This window comes from Methanobrevibacter boviskoreani JH1 (assembly GCF_000320505.1).
Taxonomy (GTDB): Archaea; Methanobacteriota; Methanobacteria; order Methanobacteriales; family Methanobacteriaceae; genus Methanarmilla; species Methanarmilla boviskoreani.
Map to the genome: position 1 here is coordinate 13,625 of NZ_BAGX02000020.1, position 17,883 is coordinate 31,507.

At 29.7% G+C, this 17,883-nt stretch carries 16 protein-coding genes; 8 read left to right on the top strand and 8 right to left on the bottom strand.

The features are described from left to right. Window positions 1–11 precede the first annotated feature (11 nt). From ON24_RS04100 to ON24_RS04130, 7 genes are all read right to left on the bottom strand, one after another. Window positions 12–767: a carboxymuconolactone decarboxylase family protein gene (locus ON24_RS04100; RefSeq protein ID WP_040682049.1), complete on the bottom strand. Its 756-nt coding sequence runs from the start codon at window positions 765–767 to the stop codon at window positions 12–14. 21 nt (window positions 768–788) lie between these two features. After that, entirely contained in the window at window positions 789–1,322 is a 534-nt protein-coding gene (locus tag ON24_RS04105; protein WP_040682050.1) for a flavodoxin family protein, read from the bottom strand. Between the two features lie 124 nt (window positions 1,323–1,446). Next, entirely contained in the window at window positions 1,447–1,983 is a 537-nt protein-coding gene (locus tag ON24_RS04110; protein ID WP_040682051.1) for a flavodoxin family protein, read from the bottom strand. A 173-nt stretch (window positions 1,984–2,156) separates the two neighbouring features. Then, window positions 2,157–3,542 carry an MFS transporter gene (locus tag ON24_RS04115; protein ID WP_016359035.1) on the bottom strand — a complete coding sequence of 462 codons (1,386 nt, stop codon included), beginning with the start codon at window positions 3,540–3,542 and terminating at the stop codon, window positions 2,157–2,159. 378 nt (window positions 3,543–3,920) lie between these two features. Continuing rightward, window positions 3,921–4,850, bottom strand: a complete 930-nt coding sequence (locus ON24_RS04120; RefSeq protein WP_040682052.1) for a CPBP family intramembrane glutamic endopeptidase — start codon at window positions 4,848–4,850, stop codon at window positions 3,921–3,923. A gap of 298 nt (window positions 4,851–5,148) precedes the next feature. Beyond that, complete coding sequence (locus tag ON24_RS04125; RefSeq protein ID WP_016359037.1) at window positions 5,149–5,604, bottom strand: GyrI-like domain-containing protein; 456 nt, start codon at window positions 5,602–5,604, stop codon at window positions 5,149–5,151. 18 nt (window positions 5,605–5,622) lie between these two features. Continuing rightward, window positions 5,623–6,843, bottom strand: coding sequence for a molybdenum cofactor synthesis domain-containing protein (locus tag ON24_RS04130; RefSeq protein ID WP_040682053.1), 1,221 nt, complete (start codon window positions 6,841–6,843; stop codon window positions 5,623–5,625). A gap of 316 nt (window positions 6,844–7,159) precedes the next feature. Here ON24_RS04130 and eif1A point away from each other — a divergent pair, with 316 nt between their 5' ends. The 8 genes from eif1A (at window position 7,160) to ON24_RS04170 (ending at window position 16,333) form a co-directional block, all read left to right on the top strand. Continuing rightward, window positions 7,160–7,474, top strand: a complete 315-nt coding sequence (gene eif1A / locus ON24_RS04135) for a translation initiation factor eIF-1A (protein ID WP_016359039.1) — start codon at window positions 7,160–7,162, stop codon at window positions 7,472–7,474. A 70-nt stretch (window positions 7,475–7,544) separates the two neighbouring features. Continuing rightward, window positions 7,545–8,339 carry a serine protein kinase RIO gene (locus ON24_RS04140; RefSeq protein WP_040682054.1) on the top strand — a complete coding sequence of 265 codons (795 nt, stop codon included), beginning with the start codon at window positions 7,545–7,547 and terminating at the stop codon, window positions 8,337–8,339. A gap of 265 nt (window positions 8,340–8,604) precedes the next feature. Further along, window positions 8,605–9,204: a KH domain-containing protein gene (locus ON24_RS04145; protein ID WP_040682055.1), complete on the top strand. Its 600-nt coding sequence runs from the start codon at window positions 8,605–8,607 to the stop codon at window positions 9,202–9,204. A 555-nt stretch (window positions 9,205–9,759) separates the two neighbouring features. Next, complete coding sequence (gene top6B / locus ON24_RS04150; protein ID WP_040682056.1) at window positions 9,760–11,556, top strand: DNA topoisomerase VI subunit B; 1,797 nt, start codon at window positions 9,760–9,762, stop codon at window positions 11,554–11,556. A gap of 2 nt (window positions 11,557–11,558) precedes the next feature. Beyond that, a complete protein-coding gene (locus ON24_RS04155) occupies window positions 11,559–12,674 on the top strand; it encodes a DNA topoisomerase IV subunit A (protein WP_016359043.1) in 1,116 nt (371 codons plus the stop codon). A gap of 291 nt (window positions 12,675–12,965) precedes the next feature. Beyond that, window positions 12,966–13,979 carry a phosphorylating glyceraldehyde-3-phosphate dehydrogenase gene (locus ON24_RS04160; protein ID WP_040682057.1) on the top strand — a complete coding sequence of 338 codons (1,014 nt, stop codon included), beginning with the start codon at window positions 12,966–12,968 and terminating at the stop codon, window positions 13,977–13,979. A gap of 66 nt (window positions 13,980–14,045) precedes the next feature. Next, window positions 14,046–14,879 carry a TIM barrel protein gene (locus tag ON24_RS04165; RefSeq protein WP_040682058.1) on the top strand — a complete coding sequence of 278 codons (834 nt, stop codon included), beginning with the start codon at window positions 14,046–14,048 and terminating at the stop codon, window positions 14,877–14,879. Between the two features lie 326 nt (window positions 14,880–15,205). After that, window positions 15,206–16,333, top strand: a complete 1,128-nt coding sequence (locus ON24_RS04170) for an AAA family ATPase (RefSeq protein ID WP_050553547.1) — start codon at window positions 15,206–15,208, stop codon at window positions 16,331–16,333. A 242-nt stretch (window positions 16,334–16,575) separates the two neighbouring features. Here ON24_RS04170 and hemA read toward each other — a convergent pair whose 3' ends face one another. Continuing rightward, window positions 16,576–17,814: a glutamyl-tRNA reductase gene (hemA, locus tag ON24_RS04175; RefSeq protein ID WP_040682059.1), complete on the bottom strand. Its 1,239-nt coding sequence runs from the start codon at window positions 17,812–17,814 to the stop codon at window positions 16,576–16,578. Window positions 17,815–17,883 lie beyond the last annotated feature (69 nt).

The window sequence follows — 17,883 nt, forward strand, 5'->3', positions numbered from 1 at the left end:
TCCGGAAAAGATTAATCTGAGCAAATCTCATTGACAATAGCTACAGCATTTAAAGTTCTTGGAAAACCTATAAATGGTAACATAATTGTTATAGCCGAAATTAATTTATCCTTATCATTACCAACAGCCAAATTACCAGCAGTATGACCTCTCAATTGATTTTCACAACCACGTAAATTGGCAATGAAAGTGAAGGTTATTAATTCCCTATCCTGATCTGATAAACCTTTACGGGTATAGAAATCTCCAAAACAGTAATCTGCTAAAAATTCATTAAAATGTTCTTGACCTTCAACAGCATTATTAAACATAGCATCAATGTTTTCCTTTCCAAAATAATCACATTGAATCCTATAACCTTCATCTCTTCTGTTTTCAAAATTAGTTGTTGATTGACTTTCTAAGGGCAAGCTAATATTTTCATCTTTAAATATTTTATTGGTCAAATCTAAAAAATCATAGACTTTTGACATACCTATATACGCGGTGGATTGATATAACACTTCTTTAATTTCAACAGGTTTAATTCCATTATTCAATGCTGTTTTAACTACTTTCAAATAAAGTTTATATGATTGGTTTGTAATAAGTGTAGCAAGTATTACAAGAAATTTACTTCTTTTATCCAATTTACTTTCAACATTAGCCTCACCAAATAAAAAATTTCTAAAAAGTTCAATGAATTCCGGATCTGTGGTTTCCAGTTCTAAATTAAAATCAGGATTTAACTCTTTAATGCTTTCCAAAGCTTTTTCATTATAATTCATATAATTACCTCCAAACAATATTTATAAATTTTTTCCCAACTCATAAGCCTGATTAGGATAATCAGTCATCTCAATATCACTTCTTACATTACATCCTGTTGCAAGAATAATTCCCTTATTTTCATATCCCAGATATTTACATATAGTCTCATAATGATACTCAAGTGAACTCATGGTCCAATCAAGATTATCTGCCGCAGTTGCTAATAGAACAGCTTTTTTATCATTCATTAGTTTTAAATTATTAGCATAAAATCTATCTATGACCATTTTAATCTGTGCAGTCATTCCAAAATAGTATAACGGAGTACAGAATACAATCAAATCTGCCCCTATAAGTTTCGGGTTAAGTTCCCTCATATCATCCTCATGTATACATATAGAGTTATGGCGTAAACAATGATTACAACCAAGACAAGGATTTAAATCTTTAAATGCTGAATCAAATCTATATACCTCATGACCAGATTCCTCTGCGCCCTCAATGAATTTATCTGCAAGAAGAAAACTTGTACCATTTTTATGTGGACTACCTGTTAACACAACTATCTTCATGTACTCACCTCAAAGACATTATATTTTTTAAAATTATAAAGACCATAAAGATTTTCTCAAATAAGTTGATGATTAATGTATTTAATAAAGTTATTTAAATTCTTTAACTTTTTAACTTTTTAAACTACACATTTTTGCCAATTTCATAAATTTCATCATATACAGGACTATTTAACACAGCACCTTTCTCGGTAATGCCAGTTGCTGCGATTTTATCCTTAGGGATTGAACCAGGCAAACAATCAGTAAATGCCCTAAGGGGCCTAAATGTATTTTTTAAATATTTCTCATCCTCAATAGATGCAGTTACAATATAGTAAAATTCTTTATTAGTGATTTCATCATATCTTGTAATTGTTCTATCAATCAATGTCTTCATAATGCTATTCATACTAAAGAAATAAACCGGAGTTGAAAGTACAATTACATCTGATGCAATCATTCTATCTAATATCTTAGATACATCATCGTCTATTATACATTCCCCATTTTTTACACACTCCATACAACCACGACAATAACCCATATTTTTATCTACAAGATATAATTTGTCTACAGTATTACCAGATTCCTCCGCACCTTTTATAAATTGATCTGCCAATAAATCCGAATTTCCTCCTTTACGAGGACTTGATATAATATATAAAATATCCTTTCCCATATCTACACCACACTTAAGCCATTAATTATAATTATGTAATAAATATATATAAATTTTTATTTATTTTAATATATATATATTAAGTTTTGTAAAAAAAAATAGAAAACCCCACTAGGATTTTCCACATCTAAAGAAACCCATACTTCCCCATAAAAAAAATAGAAAAGATCCCGTTAAGGATTTTTCATATTTAAAGAATATTTATATCCGATTAAAGATGCAAACAAAGCAAATATACAAAGGATAGTACCTATTATACATGTCCAGTGAATACTTAAAGATAATAAACCATAGTATTTAGGAATAATCTCCACACTTCCCATTATCATAGTAAATATAATAATTAGCAGTGAAGAACTTGTTGATTGACCTATAACCCTAATAATCGTTACTGAAACAGATGCTGTTGGAGTATCCTCCGGTTTTACAGAACTCATTATCACATTCGTATTCGGTGATGTGTAAACTCCCATACCTACACCTAAAAAGATCATGGATAAAACTATAATAACAAGTGAATCAGGCAATCGTATTAGGAGGTCAAGTGTTACTAATGAGAACACTATTAATATTATACCTAATGATGCAATTTTTAAAGGATTTGCTTTATCAGAAAGTCTACCCATGTATGGGGAAATAACAATCTGTATAATTGGAGTAACCATTAGCAACAATCCTGCCATCTCCGAATTCCATCCTAAGATATACTGTAAATGATAACTTAAGACATAGGTTACAAAGTATGAACCGATATAAATTAGAAATGAGGATAAATTTGCATATTTAAATCTTTTATCTTCAAAAACTTTTACATCATATACTGGATTTTTAACACGTAATTCTAAATAATTCCATAGAACTAAAAGAAAGATACCTGAAATTAACATTACAATTCCATCAATATGGTTAATTGAAGTAAATCCATAGATTAAAAGAAATATTGTAATCATCCAAAGGATTCCGCCCCTAACATCAAATTTATCATTTTCCCCTATTTTCCACTCTTCGGAAATAAGAAGGTAAGTTATAGGAATGATTAATAAAAGAAATGGAACTGTAAATAAGAATATACTTTCCCAGCCTAAGTTATAAGTTAATATACCGCCTAAAGTTGGAGCAAGCACCAAACCTAAATTAACACCAGCAACAACAATACCAATTGCCTTTCCCCTATTTTCCTCAGGAATGGCTACAGCAACAATATTCATAACGGTATTATAAATAAGTGCTGCACCAACACCTTGAAAAGCCCTAAATAAAATCAATGACATTGGTGAAAATGCAAAGGACGTGATTACAGCACCAATTAAGAAAATGATGTTTCCCAATAAAAATGATTTTTTAAGACCCCACTTTCCAGCCAAATTACCTGTCGGAACTGCAAAAATAGCTACAGAAAATAAAAACGCATTAATTACCCAGTTTTGCATAAAGTTATTTAAATTAAATGCCTTTGCAATTGAAGGTAACGCAAGTGCTGGAACAACTGAGGTATAAGCCACAATAAATGAAGCCATGGTAGTAGTTAAAACCACAGTTATAAACTTTCTGGATTCCATTTTAAACCCCTTTAAAAATTATAATCTTAATTGAATATAAGTAATATTAATAATTAATACTTTCTATCATAAAAATAAAACCATATACCCTAAATTGATTGAGAAATTATTTTTTTAAATAAAAGGGAATTAAAAGTGAAATGGGACAATAAAAACCAAACATTAAAAAATATCCTCAAATAAAAACTATAACCCATGTTTTAAATTTGATTAATACTTAATAAAATTAAAAAAAAGAAAAAATAAGATATTAAAATCTTATTTTGATAGAAAATATTCCAAAATTAGTTAAAATTTAATAGGAATGTTAAAATCCTATAAAAGTTTTATCAAACCTTAGGATCTAGAATGTTTACTATAAATTATAAGAATTTGAAATTAGGCAAAAACGCCTAAATTCAAAACTCCTATAAACAACCCAAATATAATAAAAGCACATACAGATGCATTTTTAAAGAAAAACCCAAATGTTTTATTTTCAGGTATCTCGATATCCCCAGAATCATATTTAACTGTTAAAATTAAATATGCAGATAATATAACAGCTAAAAACATTATAGCAATACAGAAATAATTAAATATTCCTGCGTAAACACTTGTTCCAATTAACATCGGAACAAACAATCCGAAGAAGTTAGCTAATTGGTGTAAAGTAATTGTATATTCAATTCTTCTAGTTTTAACATAAACATGTCCTAAAACTACCCCCATTAAGAACACGCCAATAAACTGATAGAAATTCATATGGTAGATCATAAACATAAATGCAGATACTAAAACTGCAAACAATTCCCCATATCTACTTATTTTGTCAATTAAAACCTTTCTAAAGAAATATTCTTCAAATATTGGTCCAAGTAATATTGCATATAAAAAGGTTACAAGCATATTTGAAGATTCGAAAGTTTGAATTGGATTAACGGCATTATTAATAAACAATCCTTGAATAAAACCTGAGATGCTATATCCTAAAATCATTAATCCATAACCCATAACAAAATATGCAAGATATTTCAATAGACTTAAATCATGCTTTTTAGAATTTTTTGAATTAGGAATACCTTTACTTGAATAATGTAAAACAATTGCCCCTACAATAAATCCAATGAAATTATAAGCTAAAACTAAATCATTGCTGGGATTATATGTAAAAGACAATAATATTGATGGAATAAAGAACATTATCAAAAGTAAGAAGAAATAACTAAATCCAACTTTTGATAATATCCCCTTTTCCCCCTTGTAGTCAAAAGCTTCTTGATTGTCATTTTCAGTAAAGACATTATCTAAATTCGAGTCATTTATCAAAATAATCCTCCTTCAATCTAATGTAAAAAATATCTTACAACTAATTTAGATTCTTATCATATATAATATTTATTAGAAAATTTATAATAATGAAATCTTAAAACCTGATTAAAAAGCATATTTCCAATAAAAATATAAACAAAATATCAATCTATAGAATTGAGGTTTAAAAAACCAATAAGAAAAAATGAGAGCGAAGATTAGAAATCCGTGAATCAAAAAAATGTATGTTGAAATAAAAATAAGTTTAAAAAGGCAATAAAAACTAAAAAAAGGAAAAAAGATATTTAAAATAAATTTACATTTTAATTACTGGAAGCTGAATTTCAGTAAGTTTATCATCAGTTTTTTCAAGAAAACCCTTAATATAAACTTCTTTAGGTGAACCAATAATATCATAATTATTATCCACCGCATATTGAGCTAAAGCAGTATATGTTTCCTTGATATTCTCCCTTCCACCTTTATGAATAGTAGTTAATACCTTATGACCAATCATATTTGCAGTATTTATTAAATCATTACCTTTAACTAATTCCTTAATAGGTACTCCAACATCATATACAACCTTATCAGGTTCCGTATTTTCAGGAAGTTTATAGAATATCATGAAAGGATCTCCGGCAGTTTCAACTTCCTCTTCCTCTAACCATCCTGCTAATTTTGCAAATAATACTTCCGCAGCCTCAAGTGTTCCTTTATTACTGATTACTGCTATAAATTGATCGTCAATTGTCTTTTCCTCAAATTCCATAGTTTATTCTCCATTGATTTAATTAAATAAATTTACCTCAACTATTTCTCCCTCTTCAACAAGTTCAGTATTTTTAGATACATTTACATATCCATCTGCACGGGCAAGAGAGAAAATAGCTCCAGAATCTTTAAATATAGGTTCTACTTTACCCTCATCATATTTAACTAGTTGATATTGTTCCCTTCCAATGGCAGAGTGAATTCTTTTAGTAAGTTTGCCTTCCACCTTTTTAAGAGAAGATTCTTTTAAACCTAATAAAGAACGAATCGCAGGTGCAACAAATACATTAAATATTACAAGTGAAGATACCGGATTTCCTGGAAGTCCAATAACTAGTTTCTCACCTATAACCCCTAAGATAGTAGGCTTACCTGGCTGAACTGCAATACCGTGAAGTTTAACCTCACCGATCTCATCTAAAACATGTTTTAAAACATCCCCAACACCTGCAGATGTTCCTCCAGAACATATTAAAATATCATATTCCTCTAAACATTCCAAGATTTTAGACTTTAACTGATCATAATCATCTTTTACTATACCTTTTATGGTTCCATTAGCGCCAATAGATTCAACAGCATTTTTAATCATATAACTGTTAACATCATATATTTTAGAAGGTTTTAATTCCTCTCCTAATTCAGTTAATTCATTGCCTGTTGAAATGATTGAAATATTAGGTTTCTTATAAACCTTAACAGTTGTAAATCCCTGAGCTGCTAAAACCCCAATTTTACTAGCAGAAAGAACAGTGTCTTTTTTAATAAGTAGATTACCATCTTTAACATCAGACCCTTTCTTACCAACATCCTGAGTAGGTGTTACACTAGTATACAACTCTACCTCATCACCATTTTTTAGTGAATATTCAAACATCAGAACAGAATCTGCACCTTCAGGTAAAGGTGATCCTGTACTTATCTCTACAGCCAAACCATTTTCAACAGTTTTTTTAGAATAAGAACCTGCCTCAAGAGCATCTATTACCTTGAGTACCTTAGGATTTTCCTCAGAAGCACCGAAACTATCCTCTGATTTAATTGCAAACCCGTCTTTTAATGCCCTGTCAAATGGAGGAAAGTCAATTTTAGCATAGATATCCTCAAATACCACACGGCCATTACTATTTTCAATAGGAATTTCCTCCCCTTCTGGTTCATAATACTTATTAAAATACTCTTGAATCAAATTTTTAGCATCTACTGAATCTTTAATATTTAAAAACTCAGTTCCCATTATCACACCTCTAAAAGATTATCCAAAATAATTAATAGATTTATTATTTAATATAGACTTATAAAAATAAAACTTCTAAATAAATTATTTACACTACATACATATTATTAAGAATTAATTAATAAATTTTTATATATAAAAACAAATTCGAAACATGATTAAATTTCAATTAATTGGATATTTTAATTAATTAAAATATTTATATAATAACTTTTTATAATATAAAGAACATAATATTAATACTATATATTTAAAATTAAAATTGATTTTTATATGAATTATTAGGAAAAATTATATTTGAAATGGAGGAAAATACTTGGCAAATAAAAAGAACAATAACAATAATCAGCAACAAAGTTACAGAAGGGTTAGAACACCTAAAAATGGAGAAATAGCTGGTGTTGTTGAACAGATTATGGGACATGGAAAACTTAAAGTTAGATGTGCAGACGGTTTTATACGTACCACACGTATTCCTGGAAAAATGAAAAAAAGAATATGGATTCGTGAAGGTGACGTTATCCTTGTAAAACCATGGGATTTCCAAAGTGAAGAAAAGGCTGATGTTATTTGGAGATATACCAAAACCGAATCCAATTGGCTTGAAAGAAAAGGATATTTAAAAATGTAAATATCTCTTTTACTCTTTTTTATAAAAATATTTTTCAAACTACCTAACTATTTTTAAATTATGTGATTATATGAAAGATAAAATAGCCAAAGCCGACGATGAAGTCCAGAAAATCATCTCCAGAAAACGTAAAAAGGGAGATGAAGATAGAAAAGTAGGTAGTGACATATTTGATAAAAGAACCCTTGAGACCTTATACAAACTAGCCAATCAAAATTATCTTGATATTTTAAATGGTGAGATAAGCACTGGAAAGGAGGCTAATGTATTAAAAGGCATTAAAGGTGATGAATTTTACGCTGTAAAAATCTATCGTATTGCAACTTCTGATTTTAAAAAAATGAATTTCTATGTGGATGGGGATCCTAGATTTAAAATAAGACTTAATAATAAACATCAATTAATCACAGCATGGGTAAATAAAGAATATAAGAACCTTGAAAGATTATACAAGGCAAAGGTCAATGTTCCAAAACCGATAACTTCCTTAAATAATGTGCTTATTTTAGAATTTATTGGAGATGAGGAAGGAAATCCCGCTAAAACTGTAAAATACCAAAAACCTAAAGATGTAGATAAATTTCTAGATGACCTGCTTAAAGAAACCTACAAATTTATCAATGATGCGAAACTAGTTCATGGAGATTTATCTGTATATAATGTAATGAATTTTAATGAAAAACCAGTTATAATAGATGTTTCACAGTCTGTAACATCAGACAATCCCATAGCAAATGAACTATTAAAAAGAGATATTGGAAACCTATATAATGATTTCAGGAAATTAGGTTCACAGATGAGCAAAGAAGAGATTGAAACTGCTATTGGAGTTGAAGACGGTAAATTACTATCCCTAAAAAAATGATTTTTTTAAACTATAAAATATTATCATTGAAGATGTTTTTTACTTAAGTTACTTATTCTCAAATAATTTAGAATCATATTTAAAATTAAAATCCGATTAAAGAATTTTAAAATTCCAAATATGATTAGCATTTTAAAAATGAAACTTTAAACCCATATTAGATTGATAAATTTAATAGATGGATTTTGAAACAATTAGAAATTAATAAATATAACAATAAATAAATCTAGATTTGATTAATTTTATATTAGAAGAGGTGTATTAAATGGCAGAAACTGATTATTTAAAAATCCCACAGGAACGTGTTGGAGTTTTAATTGGAAAAGATGGTTCTGTTAAAAAAACAATCGAAGATACATTAAACACAATACTCGATATCAATAGTGATGAAGGTACAGTGACCATATATCCCCAGGAAAGTATGGAAGATCCTTTAGGTGTTTGGAAAACCAACTATGTTGTTAAAGCTATTGGACGTGGTTTTAACCCAGAAACAGCATTAAAACTTAAAGAAGACGACATGTATTTAGAAGTTTTAAAATTAACTGAGGCTGTTGGAAAAAATAAGAAGGCATTGGCAAGACAAAAAGGAAGAATAATTGGTAGAGGGGGAGTTACCAAAGATATTATTGTTGATATGGCTGATGTCGATATGGCTGTTTATGGCAAGACCGTTTCACTAATTGGTAAACTTGAAAATATTATGATTGCAAAAGAAGCGATCGAAATGATATTAAACGGTTCAAGACATAAGTCCGTTTACAGTTTCCTTGAAAATAAGAAACGTGAAAGAAAAGTCAAAGAGTTCAAGGAATCAATAGGTATTAGCCAAGATAAAATTGAACTTAGAGACGATTTAGACTGAATATAATATTTTTATATTCACTATTTTTTTAAAGTTAATCAACAAGAATTAGATTTTTTAAATTAAAACAAATAAACCTACTATTTTTAAAAACAGCGAAATCTCAACTCTAAAAACAATTTTAACAGGAATTATCGATTTAAATATTAGTTTTCATATACTCTTGGAAATATTCTTTATATATAAAAGTTGATAGAATATTTTATCTAAAAACTAATAAAAAAAATCTAAACATACACAAGAGTAATAATTTTTATTATAAATAAATTCGATACCATAATTAAAATAGTAATAGTAATATCATCTATTATTTTTAATAATTATAAAACTAAAAATATTAAAAATATATGAAAAATATTATATATAAAAATCAATATATGTATATGTAAGAGTAAAATAACACAATTTTTCATAATTTTTTAATGATTTTTTTTAGATTTTATTTAAATTTAATTTTTTTAAATAAAAAGATTACTTTTTTATTGGATTTTATGACTTATCGAAAAATTAGATACTCTTTTGTTTAGATAAATAATTTTTAAAAGGAGGTTCAATTTGTCTCAACAAGCATCAGAACTCTTTGAAAACTTTCAAGAATTAACTCCATCAGAGTTCTTTAGGAAAAATAAACAGATGTTAGGATTTTCTGGAAAAATCAGATCTTTAACCATAGTTTTCCACGAATTAATTACTAACAGTTTTGACGCAGCTGAGGAAGCAGGTATATTACCTGAAATCAATATTGACTTAAAAAGAGTCAGCAAAGAACATTATATTTTAAGACATGCAGATAATGGTCCAGGTATTCCGGAACCATTTATTATGAAGGTATATTGTACCATGTTTGCAGGTTCTAAATTCAGAAACATCCAATCCAGAGGTCAGCAAGGTTTAGGATGTAGTGGTTGTGTACTTTTATCACAAATGACTACAGGTAAACCTGCAAGAGTTATCTCAGGATATATGGAAGACGGTGAACTTAAAGGAGTTAAACTTAAATTTAAAATGGATGTTAAAAAGAACGTTGGTCTTTTAATGGACAGGGAAGAAGTGAAATTAGATCATACTGGTGTATGTATTGAACTTCAATTTAAGGATGTTTCCTATTCTATGGCCGAACAAGGAGCATTTGAATATATTCGTAGAACAATGATTGCAAACCCACATGCAAAGATTACATTTAGGGATCCATCTGGACACAAATACATATTCAATAGGGCAGCGGATGTTGTTCCTGTACTTCCAAAAGAGGTATTACCACATCCAAAAGGAGTAACTGCAGATGATATTCATTTCATGGCAAAACATACCGACAAAAGAAGTTACAAAAGTATGTTAACCAGTTCCCTTTCAAGAATGTCAAGTAAAAGAGTTAAAGAAATTGGAGAAATGACTGGAATTGACATGAAGAAACGTCCGAAAGATATGAAATGGGAAGAAGCAGAAGCTATTGTAAAATGCTTCGATAAAATGAAATTCATGGCTCCTCCAAGTAATGGACTTATACCTATTGGAAGTGAACAGATTGAAAAGGGTATTAGACAAATCTTAAAGCCGGAATTTGTAGAAACCATTACAAGAAAACCTGTAACTTATAAGGGTGGTGTAGCATTCATCATTGAAGCAGGTATTGCTTATGGTGGAGAAGCTGGACGTCTAGTTAATGATCAGAGAAAATCCGAAATTATGAGATTTGCAAATAGAGTACCTTTAACCTTTGATCAGGGAAGCTGTGCTATTACAGAAGCATTAAAAAGTATTGATTGGAAACGTTACGGAATTAAGGATTTTGAAAATTCACCAATTACATTATTTGTAAACATGATTTCCACACAGATTCCATACCTATCAACTGGAAAACAAAGTATTGCCCCTGAGCCAGAAATTTTACACGAGGTAAGACAGGCTACAATGACTCTTGCACGTAAGTTACAAAAACATATTAAACGTAAAAAGGCAGATAAGGAAAAAGCAATGCGTTCAAAAATATTTGAAGAGATTGTACCTGTTATCATTGAAGAATCCGCTGCGCTTGGTGAGGTCGAGGTTCCAGACTACACCAAGGTTCTATCAAAAGTTACTAAAAGAGCTATTGCAGAGTTACTTGGTGAAGTTCCTGAAGAGGAAGAAGAGGAAGAGGAAGACGAAGCTCTTATCATGGAGGAACTTGACGAATACGGATATGCAGTAGATGAGGAGCAATCAAACCTCAAAAAAGAAAAATCTTCCCAAAGATTTGCAGTTTCAGAAGATGATTTAATCTATGAAGAAAGAATGAGAGAACAGGAAGAAGCTAAAGAAGCAGCAAAACAAGCTAAAAAAGCTAAAAAAGCTAAAGAAGAAGGTGAATAAATATGGCTGATGAGGAAAGACAACCACTAAAAAAACACATGCCTAAAGAAAAACGTAAAGAATACACCTATAACAAACTCAAATATCTTGGTCAGGATATTATCGATGATGTTACAAAGGATAAGATTCCTACATTAAAAGTACCTTCCAGAGGAACCGGTAATATCCACTATGACCCTGATAAAAGATACTATGTATTAGGCGATAGATACAGTAAAAGATCTATGGGTAATGTTAAGCAACTTAGAAAATTAGGCCAGATGGTTTGTACTGCTAATTTCTGTAAGGATCTTGTTCAAAGAGAAAAGACTGCTACCATCAGGGAAATGTATTATATTAGTGAAGGTTGGGGTGTTGAATTTAACACACAACAAGAATCCAACACTGTTGGAGAAGATTTGGAAGTTATGTTAGGTACCACCCGTGAAGAGTTAGGGCTTATGCCAGAAGAGGACGGTGCATCAGTTTATGGAGACATTACCTTAGAAGATGATGGCGTAGAGATTAACGCACTTAGAGCTGGAAAATCTGGTTATACAATTTCACCTACCATTGATGAAGTTGAATTTACAGCTTTAGGAGACAATGTGAAAAGGGTAATGGCTGTAGAAACCATGGGAATGTTCCACCGTATGGTCCAGGAACATGCATATGATAAATTTGATACATTAATCATAGGACTTAAAGGTCAAGCGGCTCGTGCTACAAGAAGATTCATTAAAAGGGTTAATGAGGAATTAGGTCTTCCAGTCTATATCTGTAACGATGGAGATCCATGGGGTTTCCACATTGGACAGGTAATTATCTCAGGTAGTGCTAAGCTTGCACATGTAAACCATGAACTTGCAACACCTAATGCTAAATTCATGGGAGTAACTGCCAGTGATATTATTAAATATGATCTTCCAAGTGATCCTTTAAAAGATGTGGATGTAATGAGACTTAAGGAATTAGCAAAAGATCCAAGATATCAAACTGATTTCTGGCAGACTGAAATCAAAAAGATGCTTAAAATCGGGAAAAAAGCAGAGCAGCAATCTTTCTCCAAGTATGGTCTTGAATATGTTATTGATGAGTATTTCCCAACAAAACTTAGAGAAATGGGTGCAGATTTATAATTGTAGGATTACAGCATAAATACAATATTAAACCAACTAATAAGTTTATAATTTAGCAAATAGCTAAAGAACAAATAAAAACACGATTTTTAAATCCATAATAATTTATATTATTATGGAATACTATTTTTTAAAGATGATAATCTTCATTTAAAAGCAATCTAATTTTTCTACAATATTATCAAAAAATATTTTAACTAATTTATTAATAAAATATAATATTATTAATTAATTTTTAAAGCTTTTTTAATACAATATTAAAAATAGTTTATAATTTAGGACTGATTAAAAATGAAATCAATTGCTGTAAATGGAATTGGAACAATTGGAAAAAGAGTAGCTGATGCAGTTTCAGCTCAAGATGATATGAAAATTGTTGGTGTATGTAAAACAAAACCTGATTTTGAAGCTCGTGCTGCTATAGAAAAGGGTTATGATTTATATATGGCCATACCTGAAAGAGAACAATTATTTAAAGATGCAGGAATAGAAGTTGCAGGTACTGTTGATGATATGATTGAGGAGGCAGATCTTGTAGTTGACTGTACACCAGGTAAGGTCGGAAGAACCAATCTTGAAAAATATAAGAAAGCAGGTACAAAGGCAATATATCAAGGTGGAGAAGACCATGATCTAACTGGAATATCATTTAATTCATTCTCTAATTATGATGAGTCATATGGTGCAGATTACTCACGTGTTGTATCTTGTAACACCACCGGTCTCACACGTACATTATATCCGATAAGCCAAATTGCAGATATTAAAAAGGTTAGAGCAGTTATGGTAAGACGTGGAGCAGATCCAAATGAAGTTAAAAAAGGACCTATTAATTCCATAGTACCAAACCCACCTAAAGTTCCTTCACACCATGGCCCTGATGTTGGAACTGTAATGAAAGGCATCGATATTACCACCATGGCCCTTCTTGTACCAACAACATTAATGCATGAACATAATATTATGGTGGAGTTAAATAATGAGGTTTCCACCGATGATATTATTGATGTTCTTGATAAAAGATCAAGAGTTATTCTTGCAGAGGCAAGTATGGGACTTGGCTCCACTGCAGAATTAATGGAATATGCAAAAGAACTTGGAAGAAGTAGAAATGATTTATATGAGATTCCAGTATGGAAAGAATCAATTAATGTAGTTGATAACGAGCTTTACTATATGCAAGCAGTACACCAAGAATCAGATGTTGTTCCTGAGAATGTTGATTGTATACGTGCAATGCTTGAGATGGAATCAGATAATGAAAAATCTATTAAGAAAACCAATGAAGCTATGGGGATTCTATAGATTTTTTAGTTTTTTAATTTTTAATTAATTCTTTTTTTTCAATTTTTAAACAATTTAGTGATTTTTATGGATAAAGTAATATTTGGACCTGCAGGAAAACCTAAAGGATATAAAGGCAAGGCATATGAGCCATGCGGTTATCTTAATGAGCGAAGACTATATGCATATGAATATCAATCAGGCCGCGGACTTAGAATTGGCGAGGAGAGTTCTAAAAAACTTAAAGCAGACTCTAAAAGAAATAAAGTAAAAGTTTCCATGCATTGTCCTTATTACATAAACATGTGTGCTAAAGAGGATGATAAAATCCGAAAATCCATTGAAAGTCTATTTAAATGTGGACAAGTTGGGGAATGGATGGGAGCATATAGATTAGTTTTTCATCCAGGATACTATACAAAACAAAGTCCTAGTTTAGCTCTTGAAAAGGCAGAAAATGGGTATAAAGGATTACTTAAAAAATGCGAAGAGGAAGGACTTGAAGATTACACATTTGCTCCAGAAACAACTGGAAAGAAATCACAGCTTGGAAATGTTGATGAGATAATCCACATGTGTGAAAATCTCGAGCATTTCGAACCAACTATAGACTTTGCACATGTCCATGCAAGAGGTGAAGGAATATTAAATAGGAAAGAAGATTATAATTCAATCTTCTCAAAATTAGAGGACCATCTCAATATTGAAAGATTACATTGTCATTTTACAACAATTGAATATACAAACAAGGGAGAAAAAAGACACCACACTCTAGAGGAGAATGACGAATATGGTCCTAATATTGAGGATTTGCTTCAAAACCTAATTGACTATGGATGGAAAGCTACAATAATATGTGAAACACCCAAACTAGATGAGGATGCAATTAAAATGAGAGAAATCTATGAAAGTTTACTATAAACTTTCCACATCCCTATTTAAACAGATTTTAAATATAAATCCCATAATTAATAATAGATAGCTAAAATAATAGATAATTCAAATTTTTTAATTTTAAATAACCTGATAAACAATCTATTTAATATAAATATTTTAATAAACCCCTAATTTTTCAAATTTAATCCTTTTTATGGATTATTAAAAAAAATTTAAGAATACTAAACCATTAAGTTTAATAGATAAATAGCATAAATAATAATTTTTATAAAAATATTTTAAATCATACAGAAATTAAAATAGAATTTTTTGATTTAAAATTTAAAAATAGAAATGAGTAGGTGTATTTTTTGAAATCAAAAAGTAAATCACAAGAGATAAAGGTTACTAATGTTAAAAAAGTTAACACCCCTACATTAGATGAAATTGAAGCAGAAAAAATTAAAATACAACCTGTAGGATACCCATTTAACTTTAATTTACTTGATGCTACACCACTTGAAATTTCTGATGAAAAATTATTTGAGGAATACGCTAAAGAGCAGTGGTTAGGTTTAGAAGTTAAAAAGAATTCATATTTATTTGATCAAAAAATAATACCAGATTATGGATTTAAAATTATAGAAGCTCAGCCAGACAATTCAATTATTACTGAAAAAACTCATATTAAAGTAATTGATGAGATAAAAACTTCACAGGAAATTAAACCTCAAAAGTACCATATAGATTTTAATGACATCATAGGCCAGGAAAATGCTAAGAACAAAGTGAAGATTATTAAGAAATATGTTGAAGAACCTGAGAAATTTGGTCAATGGGCACCAAGAAACATATTATTTTATGGACTTCCAGGTACTGGTAAAACGATGCTTGCAAAGGCACTTGCATCAAATCTTAATATTCCATTATATCTAGTTAAAGCGACAAGTTTAATTGGTGATCATGTTGGAGATGGTGCACATCAAATACATGATTTATTTGAAAATGCTTCAAAACATGCTCCCTCATTAATATTTATTGATGAGATAGATGCAATAGCACTTCACAGACAATACCAATCATTAAGAGGAGATGTTTCTGAGATTGTTAATTCATTGCTTACTGAATTAGACGGAATTAATCCAAATACAGGTGTAGTTACAATTGGTGCCACCAACAATATTCAATTTATTGATAATGCGGTAAGAAGCAGATTTGAAGAGGAAATTGAATTTAAATTACCTAATCTAAATGAAAGGAAAAGAATTCTGGAAAACAATATTACAAGCATTCCTATCAACATAGATATTGACATAGACAAAGTTGCTAAAATGAGTAAAGGAATGTCTGGAAGAGATTTGAAACAAAAAATCTTAAAAACCGCATTACACCATGCAATTGCAAATGACAAAACCACAATTGACATGAGGGATATTGAATATGCATTTAAACAATCAAAAATAAAAACAGTAAATGAAGTTAAGAATATGTATGAATAAATACATATTTTATCCTTTTTTTAATAATGTCTATTAAATTAAAAACGTTAATAATTAACTCATCTTTTTTTTTAACCCACAGTATTTTAATAATAGGAATCTTTTAAAATTATGATAGTATCCCATAATTAAAATTATACTTTTTTTTAAAATTATAAAGTTTAATATAATAAATAAAATATAAAATTAGAGGCTTTATAATAAATACAATTATTTTAAAATTAATAAAAAAAGAGTAATAACTACTGATTCTCTTTTAAAAAGAATATTTCCGCAGCCCTTATTAAATCTTCATCACCATTACGGGCAGCTTGTTTAATATTCTTTGAAATATCAAAAAATATTTTATTAACTATTGAATTTGTTAAATTATCAATGATTTTTACACTACCATCTACATCAGCCAACTTAACAATAGCTTTTTCAGATTCACGTTGACGTATCTCTTCCATAGATGACCTTAAATCGGCAAGAATATTGTCAACTTCCATTAACTTAAATGAATTTTTAAGTAAATCAAATTCATAATCGATTATCTTTTCCGCTTCTTCAACTTCTTTTTTCCTCTCAAGTTTAGTCCTTTCAGCAATTCCCCTTAAGTCATCGATATTAAATAGTTTAACTCCGATGTCCTTTACATCTTCTGAAACATCACGAGGATTAGCAATATCAATAATTACCGTTTTATGATTAGAATAATCCTTACCAATATCTTCTTTAATCTTATTTGTAGCATCAATAATTCTTTTCTTATCAATCAAGGTATGAGGTGAACCTGTTGCACTTATAATTACATCAGAAATAGGAAGATATTGATATAAATCATCAAAGAAGATAGCATTTCCACCTAATTCTTTAGCTAATTTAGTGGCACTGTAATAAGTCCTATTTGCAACAACAATGGCTTTTAGGCTCTTTTCAGCTAATGCCTTAGCTACAAGTGAACCCATCTTACCTGCACCAACTATAAGAACAATTTTATCCTGAAGATCTCCCAGATTTTCCTCTGCAAGATCAACTGCAGCGGAACCCATTGAGATATGGCCTTTATTGATGTTTGTCTTCTGCCTTACTTCCTGGCCTACGTGTATTGCCTTTGTAAACAAGGTATCTAAAACCTTACCTAAGTGACCTTCCTTCTCTGCTTTCTTTTTAGAATCTTTGATTTGACCTAAAATCTGATCTTCACCAACAATCATAGATTCTAAAGAGGAACTTAACCTAAATAAATGAAAAACTGAATCTTCACCAGTTTCAATTATAAGATTATCATTTACAGAATTTGAATCAATTATATCTTCAATACCAAAAGCATCGGAGTGTATATAAAATTCATGTCTATTACAAGTAGAGATTTCAACATATTCTGTAATAACAAATCTGTCTTTGAATTTATTGAAAAGTTCTTTTAAATCAGTATAAACACTTTCCATTGTTTGAATATCGGTTAACTTATAATCCACACGAATATTAATAATCAATAAAATTCCCCATAAAATTGATTTTAGAATAAAATAAAAAATATAATTCTATTTTTGAAAAAATATATT